General features: G+C 70.2%; 11 protein-coding genes. 5 read left to right on the top strand and 6 right to left on the bottom strand.

Features of this window, described 5'->3' with window-relative positions:
* Positions 1–92: 92 nt before the first annotated feature.
* Both FJ658_RS10640 and guaB read right to left on the bottom strand, forming a co-directional pair.
* Positions 93–1196, bottom strand: a complete 1104-nt coding sequence (locus tag FJ658_RS10640; protein WP_141145343.1) for a carboxypeptidase-like regulatory domain-containing protein — start codon at positions 1194–1196, stop codon at positions 93–95.
* A gap of 132 nt (positions 1197–1328) precedes the next feature.
* Positions 1329–2831, bottom strand: coding sequence for an IMP dehydrogenase (guaB, locus tag FJ658_RS10635; protein ID WP_141145342.1), 1503 nt, complete (start codon positions 2829–2831; stop codon positions 1329–1331).
* Between the two features lie 387 nt (positions 2832–3218).
* Between guaB and FJ658_RS10630 the strand changes: the two genes are divergently transcribed.
* Genes FJ658_RS10630 through FJ658_RS10615 form a run of 4 tightly spaced genes read left to right on the top strand, consistent with a single transcriptional unit; the run spans position 3219 to position 7274 of the window.
* On the top strand, positions 3219–4556 hold the full coding sequence (locus FJ658_RS10630; protein ID WP_141145341.1) for a branched-chain amino acid ABC transporter permease: 1338 nt from the start codon (positions 3219–3221) through the stop codon (positions 4554–4556).
* Between the two features lie 10 nt (positions 4557–4566).
* On the top strand, positions 4567–5538 hold the full coding sequence (locus FJ658_RS10625) for a branched-chain amino acid ABC transporter permease (protein WP_141145340.1): 972 nt from the start codon (positions 4567–4569) through the stop codon (positions 5536–5538).
* Positions 5531–6466: an ABC transporter ATP-binding protein gene (locus FJ658_RS10620; RefSeq protein WP_141145339.1), complete on the top strand. Its 936-nt coding sequence runs from the start codon at positions 5531–5533 to the stop codon at positions 6464–6466. Before FJ658_RS10625 ends, FJ658_RS10620 begins: the two co-directional genes overlap by 8 nt.
* Positions 6456–7274 carry an ABC transporter ATP-binding protein gene (locus FJ658_RS10615; RefSeq protein ID WP_141145338.1) on the top strand — a complete coding sequence of 273 codons (819 nt, stop codon included), beginning with the start codon at positions 6456–6458 and terminating at the stop codon, positions 7272–7274. The genes FJ658_RS10620 and FJ658_RS10615 overlap by 11 nt, the downstream gene beginning before the upstream one ends.
* 485 nt (positions 7275–7759) lie before the next feature.
* On the opposite strand, the gene FJ658_RS10610 is transcribed toward FJ658_RS10615, so the two are convergent.
* The 3 genes from FJ658_RS10610 to groES form a co-directional block, all read right to left on the bottom strand.
* Complete coding sequence (locus FJ658_RS10610; protein WP_141145337.1) at positions 7760–9037, bottom strand: ABC transporter substrate-binding protein; 1278 nt, start codon at positions 9035–9037, stop codon at positions 7760–7762.
* 102 nt (positions 9038–9139) lie between these two features.
* Entirely contained in the window at positions 9140–10102 is a 963-nt protein-coding gene (rarD, locus tag FJ658_RS10605; protein ID WP_141145393.1) for an EamA family transporter RarD, read from the bottom strand.
* A gap of 141 nt (positions 10103–10243) precedes the next feature.
* The gene (gene groES / locus FJ658_RS10600; RefSeq protein WP_141145336.1) at positions 10244–10540 is read right to left on the bottom strand and encodes a co-chaperone GroES; all 297 of its coding nucleotides are present in this window, start codon (positions 10538–10540) and stop codon (positions 10244–10246) included.
* 178 nt (positions 10541–10718) lie between these two features.
* Here groES and FJ658_RS10595 point away from each other — a divergent pair, with 178 nt between their 5' ends.
* A complete protein-coding gene (locus FJ658_RS10595; RefSeq protein WP_141145335.1) occupies positions 10719–11936 on the top strand; it encodes a class I SAM-dependent methyltransferase in 1218 nt (405 codons plus the stop codon).
* Between the two features lie 118 nt (positions 11937–12054).
* Here FJ658_RS10595 and FJ658_RS10590 read toward each other — a convergent pair.
* Positions 12055–12420 (bottom strand): DUF4190 domain-containing protein (locus FJ658_RS10590; RefSeq protein WP_255447673.1); only part of this gene is annotated, 366 nt, incomplete at its 5' end.

The raw sequence follows: 12420 nt of genomic DNA, 5'->3' as shown, positions 1-12420 counted from the left end.
GGGTCAGCCTAGCGGCGCGGTGTCGGGCATGACCTCGACGCCGGCTGCGGCGGAGCAGACACACGGGCCCGCCGGTGCGCGGTCCGCCCCGCTCAGCGCGGGCTGCGCCGCCGGATGCGCGCCGCGACCGCGAGCGCCAGCCCGAGCACCACGGCCGCGATGGCGCCGCCGATCAGCCACCCCGGCGCGCTCACGCCGGTCGCTGGCAGCGTCGGCGCGGTGTCGGCCGGATCGACCGCCGGCGGGGTCGTCGGCGGCGCGGTCGGCAGGGCGACCGCCGTCACGTCGACGGCGTCGAAGACGGGCACCCCGTCGGCGTCGGGTGTCGGCGTCGCGACGACCGGGTCGGGGGCCGCGCGGTCGGCGGGTGTCACGACGACCTGCACCGGCTCCGCGCTCGGGAACACCGGGATGTCGTAGGCGCCGTTCCCGTCGGTCACCGCGGTCGCGGGCGGACCGGGCAGCGGCGTCGCGTCGGGCTGCTGCACGGCGACGGTCGCATTCGCCACCGGGGCGCCGCTCGTATCGACGACGCGGCCCGACAGGCTCGCCGTGAGCCCGACCATCCAGAACTGCAGCCGCGGCGCGAAGTTCAGCGTCGTCGAGGTGAAGGTCAGTGTCGACAGCGGGACGGTCGGGCTGAACCAGCCGCTCGCGCCGTCGCTCGCGGCCACGTTCCCGCTGAGCACCCCGGTCGCGGCATCCCAGTTGGGCTGATCGCTCTGCCCGAGCGAGTTGTAGGCGCCGCGGAATCCCAGATCGGCGATCGCGACCGGCGAGCCGTCGGGGGCGGTCGCGCTGACCTGCACGCTCTCGGAGTCGATGTCGCCAAACACGAACGACCAGAACTCCGGCGGCGTCGGCGCGGCGAAGGTGATCGTCGTCGAGGAGGGAACCGATGCCGAGACCGGCGAGACCGAGAGGTAGGTCGACCCGGCCGAGGTCCCGTAGACCTGACCGGGCGGGGTCGTCGCGCTCATCGTCGCCGTCGTCGCCACGGCGAGCGTCGGATCCGAGCTCGCGACCGTCGCCGACGGGAACCCCGCGGCGACCTGGGCAGTCGTCGTGGTCAGCTGACCCCAGCTGCCGGCCTTCTGCCGTGGCGCGGCCGCAGCGGGCAGGGATGCGGTGGTCAGGAGCACCGCGGCGAGCGCGGCCGCGCCGATCCCCGTACCCAGCTTGCCCATCCGCCCCATGGGCCACAGAGTAAGACGGCCCGCGTCCCCCTGTCGAGGGTCGCGGGCCGTCTGACCGAGATGCGACTCAGCGGCTGTAGTTCGGCGCCTCGACGGTCATCTGGATGTCGATCCGAGGATGCCGTGTGCGACTCAGCGCGAGTAGTTCGGCGCCTCGACGGTCATCTGGATGTCGTGCGGGTGCGACTCCTTGAGCCCGGCGGGCGTGATGCGCACGAACTTGCCCTGGGCCTTGAGCTCGGCGACCGTGCGGGCGCCGACGTAGAACATCGACTGACGCAGTCCGCCGACGAGCTGGTACACCGTGGTGGCGAGGGCCCCCCGGTAGGAGACGCGGCCCTCGATGCCCTCGGGGATCAGCTGCTCGTCGCTGGGCACATCGGCCTGGAAGTAGCGGTCGCGCGAGTACGAGGTCTTCGTGCCGCGGGTCTGCATCGCGCCGAGCGAGCCCATGCCGCGGTAGCTCTTGAACTGCTTGCCGCCGACGTAGATGAGGTCGCCGGGGCTCTCGTCGGTTCCGGCGAGGAGCGAGCCGAGCATGACGGTGTCGGCGCCGGCGACGAGCGCCTTCGCGATGTCGCCCGAGTACTGCAGTCCGCCGTCGGCGATGACCGGCACGCCGGCCTCGCGGGCGGCGAGCGACGCCTCGTAGACCGCGGTGACCTGCGGCACGCCGACGCCGGCGACGACGCGGGTCGTGCAGATCGAGCCCGGCCCGACGCCGACCTTGACCGCGTCCACGCCCGCGTCGATGAGCGCCTGGGCGCCCTCGCGGGTCGCGGCCTGGCCGCCGATGATGTCGACGGCGGCGAACGCGGGGTCGGCCTTGAGGCGGCGGACCATGTCGAGCACGCCGGCGCTGTGGCCGTTGGCCGTGTCGACGACGATCACGTCGACGCCCGCCTCGAGCAGGGCGGTGGCGCGCTGCCAGGCGTCGCCGAAGAAGCCGATCGCGGCGCCGACGCGCAGACGACCCTGGTCGTCCTTGGTGGCGTCGGGGTACTTCTCGGTCTTCTCGAAGTCCTTCACCGTGATGAGGCCCTTGAGCTTGCCGTTCTCGTCGACGAGGGGCAGCTTCTCGATCTTGTGCTCGGCGAAGATCGCGACCGCGTCATCCGGGTCGATGCCGACCGGAGCGGTGATGAGCGGCGCCTTCGTCATGACGTCGCGCACGAGCGTGGTCTGGTGCTCGAAGGGGGCGACGAAGCGCATGTCGCGGTTCGTGATGATGCCGACCAGGGTTCCGTCGCCCTCGACGACCGGCACGCCGGAGACGCGGAACTGGCCGCACAGCGCATCCACGTCGGCGACGGTCGCGTCGGGGCTCGTCGTGACCGGGTTCGTGATCATGCCCGACTCGGAGCGCTTGACCTTGTCGACCGCGGCCGCCTGGTCGGCGATCGACATGTTGCGGTGCAGGATTCCGATGCCGCCCTGGCGCGCCATCGCGATCGCCATGCGGGCCTCGGTCACGGTGTCCATCGCGGCCGACAGCAGCGGCACGGCCACGTCGATCCGCTTGGTCAGGCGCGAGCGCGTCGACGCCTCGCTCGGGATGACGTCGGTGTAGCCCGGCAGGAGCATGACGTCGTCGTAGGTGAGACCGATGAATCCGAACGGGTCGGGCTGTTCCATGGTGTCCTTCGCCTCTAGAGCCGCCTCGGTGGGCGGCGCGCGCCTCGTGATGGGAAGAACCGGCTGCTGCGTCGGAACCGGTAGTCCATCGTAACGGGCGCGGGGGCGCGTGCATTCCCGCGCGCGAGGGCGCTTCTCGAGGCCGCTTGTCGCGGGCTCCGCGCCCGAATCGTGATGCGCGTCGACTTGCGCCGGAGGGACCGGGCATCGATTCTTGTGCGTACGTGATTCACCGTCGAAACACGTCCGACACATCCGCGGGGTAGCTTGCCCTCCGGATGCGAGGCATCCACTCAAGCCCCCGACCTGCACTCAGGAGGCACACCCGTGGGAATTCTCCCTGTCGACCCGCGACGTCGTCGTGCCGTCGGCATCGGATTGATCGGGATGGCGTTCGCTGCGCTCATCGCCGTCCTTCCGATCGCCGCGCCGCTCGCCAGCGCCGAGCCGATCGATCCCAACACCGCCGATGAATCCATCTCGATCTGGGTGCGTCAGCTCCAGACGAAGGAGCCGGTGCCGAACCTCTCCGTGGAGGTGAAGGGCGACGACTTCGACGAGACCTTCACCACGGATGCGGAGGGTCGGATCCAGGTCGGACTCCCCGGCCCCGGCACCTACACCGTGACCGTCGACGACTCGACCGCGCCCGATGGCGTGGGGACCCTGCCCGACGCGCAGAACCCCCGCGAGGTCTCGGTCCAGGCGACGAACAAGGGGGTTCCCGCGAACTTCCTGTTCACGACCGCCGACACCGGGTCGGGCGGTGCGACGTCGCCGAGCGACTCGGCGAGCCCGTCGAGCGGCGCCTCCGACAGCGGATCGAGCAGCGGCCCCCGCGGCATCACGGGCGGCCTGGTCGCCTCGAAGATCGTCACGGGCATCATCTACGGTCTGCTGCTGGCCCTCGCCTCGATCGGCGTCTCGCTGATCTACGGCACGACCGGCCTCAACAACTTCGCCCACGGCGAGCTCGTGACCTTCGGCGCGCTGATGGGCTACCTGTTCTCCAGCATCCTGGGCCTGCCCGGTGTGGTCGGCATCCTGGCGGCGGTCATCCTGGGAGGCGTCTACGGCTTCGCGCAGGACGTCGTGCTCTGGAAGCCGCTGCGCAAGCGCGGCGTCGGCCTCGTGCCGCTCATGATCGTGAGCATCGGCCTCGCCCTCGCGACCCGCTACATCTACAGCTTCATCTTCGGCGCCGACCGCCTGACGCTGCCGAACGACCCGTCTCCGTTCCTGAAGATCGGATCGGTGAGCCTCAGGTTCACGGATGTGATGGGCGCCGTGGTGGCGCTGGTCGTGCTGCTGCTGGTGGCCTTCGTGATGCTGCGCACCCGGCTCGGCAAGGCCGCTCGCGCGGTCGCCGACAACCGGTCGCTGGCCGCCGCATCCGGAATCGACGTCGACTTCGTCATCCGGTGCATCTGGATCGGCGGCGCCGCCCTGGCGGGCCTGTCGGGCGTGCTCATCGCCTACTACCAGTCGCTGCGGTGGGACACCGGCAGCCAGATCCTGCTGCTGATCTTCGCGGCCGTGACTCTCGGCGGTCTCGGCTCGGCGTTCGGCGCCCTGGTCGGCTCGCTGGTGATCAGCGTCTTCATGAACCTGTCGACGCTGTTCATCCCCGACAACCTGAAGTACGTGGCGGCGCTGGCCGTGATGATCGTGATCCTCCTGGTTCGACCGCAGGGCATCCTCGGTCGACGCGAGCGGATCGGCTAGGAGGGCGACCGTGGACTTCAACTTCATCCCGCTCGCCTTCGGCGAGGCGATCTCCCCCACGACCGCGGCCTACGCGCTCGCGACCATCGGTCTCGTGGTGCACTTCGGCTTCACCGGTCTGGTGAACTTCGGCCAGGCCGGCTTCATGGCCATCGGCGGCTACGCCTTCGTGGTCACCAGCCTGCAGTTCCACTGGCCGCTGCCCTTCGCGATCCTCGCGACCATCGTCTGCAGCGTGATCTTCGCGTTCCTGCTCGGACTCCCGACGCTGCGATTGAGGGCCGACTACCTGTCGATCGTCACGATCGCCGCGGCGGAGATCGTCAGGCTCTCGGTCAAGACCCCCGAGCTCACCGGTCTGACCGGCGGCGCGACGGGCCTCAACGGCGGTGCGGAGGACTTCCAGGCGCTCAACCCGTTCCCGAACGGGCAGTACCTCGGCCCGCTGCACATGACGGCGTCCGACCTGTGGGCGGCGATCTGCGGATGGGCGCTCGTGCTGCTGGCCTGCCTGCTCGTCTGGGCGCTCATGCGCAGCCCCTGGGGCCGCATCGTCAAGGGCATCCGCGAGGACGAGGACGCCGTGCGCGCGCTCGGCAAGAACGTGTTCAGCTACAAGATGCAGGCGCTCGTGCTGGGCGGTGTGCTCGGCGGTCTCGCCGGCGCGTTGTTCATCCTGCCGCGCTCGCTGCAGCCGGATAACTACGGCACCCAGCTGACGTTCTTCCTCTACACGATCATGCTGCTCGGCGGCGCGACCACGATCTTCGGGCCGCTGCTCGGCGCCGCGATCTTCTGGGTCGTGCTGTCGCTCTCCGACGGCCTGCTGAGCCTGGCCGTGACGAACCACATCCTTCCCATCACGAGCACCCAGCAGGGTCCGATCCGATTCATCATCGTCGGCCTCGCGCTCATGCTGCTCGTGATATTCCGACCCCAGGGCATCCTGGGCAAGAAGGCCGAGGTGTTCTTCCGTGCCTAAGACGGACGTGAACGAGCTCATCGCGGGCCCCGTGGCCCCCGGTGTGCCGAAGAAGAACCCGATCGTCGTCGCCGATGGCGTCACCCGCAGCTTCGGCGGCTTCACCGCGGTGAACGTCGAGCACGTCGAGATCCCGGCGAACGCGATCACCGCGCTCATCGGCCCGAACGGCGCCGGCAAGACGACGTTCTTCAACCTGCTCACCGGCTTCGACAAGCCGAACGAGGGTCGCTGGACGTTCCTCGGGCAGCAGCAGTACGGCGTTCCGGCCCACAAGGTCGCCCGCCGCGGGATGGTGCGCACCTTCCAGCTGACCAAGGCACTCAACCTGCTCAGCGTGATCGACAACATGCTGCTCGGCGCGCCGCAGCGGGCGGGCGAGCGGTTCTTCGCCTCGCTCGTGCCCTCGATCTGGCGCCAGCAGGAGGAGTCGCTCACCGAGAAGGCCGACGAGCTGCTGAAGAAGTTCAAGCTCGACGCCAAGCGCGAGGACTTCGCCGGATCGCTCTCGGGCGGCCAGCGCAAGCTGCTCGAGATGGCGCGGGCGCTCATGAGCGACCCGAAGATGGTCATGCTCGACGAGCCGATGGCGGGCGTGAACCCGGCCCTGACGCAGTCGCTGCTCGGCCACATCCTCGATCTGAAGAAGGAGGGCATGACCGTGCTCTTCGTCGAGCACGACATGCACGTCGTGCGCGAGATCGCCGACTGGGTCATCGTCATGGCCGAGGGCCGCATCGTCGCCGAGGGCTCCCCCGACACGGTCATGGACGACCCCGCGGTCATCGAGGCCTACCTGGGCGCCCACCACGACACCGACCTCGGTGACGTGCGCGGGCAGCAGGAGATCGCCAAGGACATGGAATCGGATCTCATCAAGCACGAGATCGAGGAAGAGATCGAAGAGGAGGCCGCCGATGGCCGCTGAGCTGGAGACGGTGCTCGAGACCACCGACCTCGTCGCGGGCTACCTCCCGGGCGTCAACATCCTCAACGGATGCTCGGTCACGGTCGGCAAGGGCGAGCTGGTCGGCATCATCGGCCCCAACGGCGCGGGCAAGTCGACGCTGCTGAAGGCGATCTTCGGGCAGGTGAACATCCGCGGCGGCTCGGTGAAGCTGAACGGCGGCGACATCACCGGGCTCAAGGCGGACAAGCTGGTCAGCCGCGGCGTGGGCATGGTGCCGCAGACGAACAACGTGTTCCCGTCGCTCACGATCGCCGAGAACCTGCAGATGGGGCTGTACCAGAAGCCGAAGCTCTACAACGAGCGCATCGAGTTCATCACGGCGCTGTTCCCCGAGCTGTCGAAGCGTCTCGCGACGCGCGCCGGCTCGCTGTCGGGCGGCGAGCGCCAGATGGTCGCGATGTCGCGGGCGCTCATGATGGACCCGAGCGTGCTGCTGCTCGACGAGCCGAGCGCGGGCCTGTCGCCCGTGCGTCAGGACGAGACGTTCATCAACGTGTCGCAGATCAACCGCGCCGGCGTCTCGGTGCTGATCGTGGAGCAGAACGCCCGCCGCGCCCTGCAGATCTGCGACCGCGGCTACGTGCTCGACCAGGGCCGCGACGCCTACTCGGGCCCGGGCCGCGACCTCATGAACGACCCGAAGGTCATCGAGCTCTACCTGGGCACGCTCGCCGCCGACCAGGAGAAGGCCAAGGCCTCCGGAAGCGCCGAGAGCGCCGAGAAGCCCGAGAAGCCCGCGGCCAAGAAGAAGCCCGCCGCGAGCTGATTCGCCGCTCAGAACGCCGCTGAGCACCCCGAGAGGGCCCCGGATGCGCATCCGGGGCCCTCTCGCATGCCCGGGCAGTCCGCGGGCTCCCGCTCCGCTGGCGTCACGCACCGCGGGCTCCGCGCACCGCGGTCCACACCCCGCAGTCCGAACCCCGCGGGATCCGCGCACCGCGGGATCCGCAACTCAGCACCGGACGGCCCGCCGGGCCCGCACGGGCCACCGGACCGCATCCGTGCTGAGTTGCGAACCCGCGCGCGGAAGCGTGGTGACGCAACTCAGCAAGGACCGCGCTGGGCGACCCGCGTCGGGCACACGGGCGCATCCGTGCTGAGTTGCGACGAGGGACGTCGGGTGCGGATGCGCGCGTCTCCCGACCCGTGAGAAGCGCGCATCCGCGCACGCGAGAAGCACGCATCCGGGCACGCGAAAGGGGCCCGGCCTGACGGCCGAGCCCCTTCCTGTGCGGTCGAGACCGCGAGACCTTACTTGGTCAGGTCGCCGAAGACGGCGTCCTCGTACTCGGTCTTGTTGCCCTCGGTGTACTTCCACACCGAGACGTAGGCCTGAGCCGGGTCACCGTTCTTGTCGAACGAGATCGGGCCGGACTGGCCCTCGTAGTCGATGTCCTTGCCGTCGTTGATCAGCTTGGCGCAGTCGGCGAAGGTGTCGCACTTCTCGCCGTCCTTCGACACCTTCTCGAGGTTGTCGCGGATCGTCTTGCCGTCGGTCGCGCCGCCCTGGAGCGCCGCGAGGGCGATCAGGATGGTCGCGTCGTACGACTCGGGCGCGTAGCTGAACACGGTCAGCTCCTTGTCACCGGCGTCCTTGACGACCTTCTGCAGCTTGGCCTGGAACTCGTCGCTCGCCTTCACACCGGGGTTGGTGAACTGGCTGCCGGCGATGTCGACGTTGGTGTAGCTCGAGTCGATGACGCCGTAGTTGCCGTCGACGCCGTAGAGCTTCGAGAAGTCGAAGCCCTGGCCCTTGAGCTGCTCGGCGATGACCTTGATCTCGTCGTACGAGATCACGAGCAGCGCGTCGGGGTTCGGGGCGAGCGCGGTGGTCACCGAGGAGGTGAAGTCGCTCGCGCCCTCGTCGAAGGTCACGTCGGCCGCGACCTCGACGCCGTTGGCCTCGAAGTACTCGGTGACGCTCTTGTTGAGGCCGATGCCGTAGTCGTTGTTGCCGTAGAGGATCGAGACGGTGGTGGCGCCGTCCTTGACGATCTTCTGACCGACGACCTGACCCTGCAGCACGTCCGACGGGGCGGTGCGGAAGTAGTATCCGTCGTCCTTGTAGTCGGTGAAGGCGGGCGAGGTGTTGGCAGGCGAGATCTGCACGACCCCGGCCTGGGTGATCTGGTCGATGACCGAGAGCGAGACGCCCGACGACGCGGCGCCGACGATCGCCGAGACGCCGCTCGAGAGCAGCGCTTTGGTCGACTGGGTCGCGATGTCGGTCGAGGTGTCGCCCGAGTCCTTCTGCTCGGAGGAGATCGTGATCCCCGCCTTGGCGTCGTTGATGTCGTTGACGGCCGCCTGGACGCCGGCGATCTCGGGCGGGCCGAGGACCGCGAGCGTGCCGGTGGTCGGCAGCAGCGAGCCGATCTTGAGGTCGAGCTCGTCACCCGATCCGCTGCCGCTGTTCCCGCTGCCAGTGGCGCAGCCGGTCAGGACGAGCGCGGTGGCGCCCAGCAGCGCGATGCTGCCGAGGGCCGCCCGGATCGAGCGAGAGGACGTGGGGCGTGCGAAGGCACCCATGTTGCTCCTTGGTGATGATGTGCAGGGAAAGCTCGGGCGCACACGCGCCCTCGCGTGGGTGCAAAAGTAATCGGCGATTGAGGCGGAGACAATAAGGCGGTGTTACAGCCCTGTAACGCCTGCGGCGACGCGGATGCGCCGCCCTCGCCGCGCGGCGAGCAGCGCGTCGACCGAGAGCACGATCACGGCGACCCAGACCAGGCCGAAGCCGATCCACCGCTCGGTGTCGATCTCCTCGTGCAGCAGCACGACGCCGGTCACGAACTGCAGCACGGGAGCCAGGTACTGGGTCAGTCCGAGCGCCACGAGCGGCAGCCGGCGGGCCGCCGAGGCGAAGAGCAGCAGCGGCAGCGCCGTCGCGACGCCCGTGAGCAGCACCAGCACGGTGTGCACGACGCCGTGTCGCCCGAACTCGAAGCCGCCCGTCACGCCGACGACCGTGAGCTGCACGACGGCGAGCGGAGCCAGCCAGGCCGTCTCGATCGTGAGGCCGCCCACCGCATCCACTCGCGAGCCCACGCGCTTCTTGATCAGGCCGTAGCTGCCGAAGCTGAGCGCGAGCACGAGCGAGATCCAGGGCACGGCGCCGTAGCCGACGGCGATCACGACGATCGCGGCGACCGAGATGCCCACCGCGACCCACTGCGCGGCGCGCAGGCGCTCGCGCAGCACGATCACCCCGAACAGCACCGTGACGATCGGGTTGATGAAGTAGCCGAGCGAGGCCTGCAGCACCTGACCGCCGAGCGAGGCGATGATGAAGACCTGCCAGTTGACGTAGATGACGGCCGCGGCCGCCCCCAGCGAGAGCAGCACGCGGCGATCGCGCACGAGGGCCAGGAGCGGCGCCCAGTGCCGGCGCGCGGTCAGCAGCAGCGCGCAGAAGATCAGTGAGAACAGGATGCGCCAGCCGACGACCTCGAAGGGCCCGACGGGGGCGAGCAGCACGAAGTAGGCGGGCAGGAAGCCCCACAGCAGGTAGGCCGCGAGCGCGTAGCCGAGGCCGGAGCCGGTGACGCGGTCGGCGGGGGTCGCCGTCGCGGCGGCGGACGCGGCGGTCGACACGGCGGGCGTCGCAGCGGCATCGGGGGCCGACGCGGTGCCGCCGGAGTCGAGATCGGGTGTGCTCACCGATCGAGCCTAGTGAGACGACGAAGGGCCCCGCCGGTCACGGCGGGGCCCTTCAGAAGCTGGTGGGGAGGCGGCTCAGCGCTCCACGACCGCGAGCACGTCGCGGGCCGACAGGACCAGCAGGTCCTCGCCGCCGACCTTGACCTCGGTGCCGCCGTACTTCGAGTAGATGACCTTGTCACCCACGGCGACGTCGACCGGGACGCGGTTGCCGTTGTCGTCGACACGGCCGGGTCCGACGGCGACGACCTCGCCCTCCTGCGGCTTCTCCTTCGCGGTGTCGGGGATCACGAGGCCCGACGCGGTGACCTGCTCCGCGTCGACCTGGCGGATGACGATGCGATCTTCGAGCGGCTTGATGGAGACCGACACTCTGACCCTCTTCTTTCGTTGAAGTCCTGTTGGCACACTCCGTCTGAGAGTGCCAAAGACACCATAGCGCGTCGTTAGCAGTCGTTCAATGCGAGTGCCAGAACACGGACCGCCGGCCGCGTCGCCGGCGCCGACCGCGGTCTGCGACCACATCCTCTCGCCCGCCTAGGGTTGACGGGTGGATACGGCCGAGCTGCGCGAGCTCCTCACCCCCGAGAGCCTCGAGCTGCTCGACGCCCTCGACGTGGATGCGCTGGGCGACGCCGTCGCCGCCGTGAGCCGTCTGCGCGCCGCCGGTCACTCCCCCGCGCGCGTCGCGGCCGTGCTCTCGCAGGCCCGCCTGCGCCGCCGTGCCCGGGCGAAGTTCGGCGCCTTCGCCGACCGGATGCTGTTCACCGAGGCGGGCCTCGAGCAGTCGACCCGGCTCGCGGTGGCCTCGCTGCATGCCGGCCGGTTCGCGGCGGCGGGCCTCGACCACGTCGCCGACCTGGGCTGCGGCATCGGCGCGGACGCGCTGGCTCTGGCCGGCCTCGATCTCGGCGTGCTCGCGGTCGAACGCGACGAGACCACGGCCGCGCTGGCCGCCTACAACCTGGCCCCGTTCCCCCGCGCCCGCGTCGACTGCGCCGATGCGACGACCGTCGACCTCGGCGAGGTGGATGCGGCGTGGCTCGACCCGGCACGGCGCCGGGCCGGAGCCTCCGGCGCCGGTGGCCCTGGGGGCGCCGGCGGCCCGCGCGGGCGCCGCCTCGACGACCCGCACGACTGGGAGCCGTCACTCGAGTTCTGCTTCGACCTGGGCCGGCGCATCCCGGTCGGGGTCAAGCTCGGGCCCGGCCTCGACCGGGCGCTGCTGCCCGCCGACATGGAGGCGCAGTGGGTGTCGGTCGACCGCGAGGTCGTCGAGCTCGTCGTGTGGTCGGGCCCGCTCGCCCGAGCGGGCGTCGGACGCGCCGCCCTCGTGCTGGGCGCGCACGGTGCCGCCGAGCTGACCGCGGCCGCCGACAGCGACGACGCCGAGGTGGGCGAGCTCGGGGCGTGGCTCTACGAGCCCGACGGCGCCGTCATCCGAGCCCGCCTGATCGGCGATCTCGCGCGTCGGCTCGACGGCCGGATGATCGACGAGACGATCGCCTGGATCACGGCCGAGACCGCCGTCGAGACGCCGTTCGCCCAGCGCTTCCGCGTGCTCGAGGAGCTGCCCTTCGACGAGAAGAGGCTCAAGCGCCTGCTGCGCGAGCGCGGCGTGGGCACGCTCGAGATCAAGAAGCGGGGCGTGGATGTCGACCCGGCTCAGCTGCGCAAGCGCCTGAACCCGAGCGGGCCCGCCTCGGCGACCCTCGTGCTCACGCGGCGCGGAGGGCGCCGGGTGGCGATCCTGGCCGAGCGGGCCTGAGCCGCGCATCCGCCGGCGACGTCTCCGCGGTCTCCACCCAGCGCGGCCCGGCGAGTGCCTCCGTGAACGACGACGGGGCCGGCCCAGCAGGACCGACCCCGTTCTCGCGACGTGCGACTCAGTAGTCGTAGTACGACGACGACGATGCGCCGGCGATGATCGCGATGATCACGATGGCGAAGTAGATCACGCCGACGGCGATGCCGACGTAGCCGATGATCAGACCGGCGAGGGCGAGGCCGCGGCCGCCCTCACCCGTGCGCTTGATCTGGTTGAGGGCGATGTGGCCGGTGATGACGGCGCCGAGCGAGACCACGAAGGCGAGCACGAGCGAGATGATCGCGAGCGTGTTGGTCTTGGCGGCGGCGACCGGCTGGTAGGCGTAGGCGCCGGGCTGGGCGTAGCCCTGCGGCTGGCCGTAGGGCTGGGCCGGCTGCCCGTAGGGCTGCTGCTGCGGCTGCGCGGGTTGGCCGTAGGGCTGCTG

Origin of the sequence: Schumannella sp. 10F1B-5-1 (genome assembly GCF_006517535.1) — a bacterium.
In the GTDB taxonomy this organism is placed as follows: domain Bacteria; phylum Actinomycetota; class Actinomycetes; order Actinomycetales; family Microbacteriaceae; genus Schumannella.
Note: the sequence above shows the minus strand (reverse complement) of the source record. Positions and strands in the feature narration are given on the sequence as shown.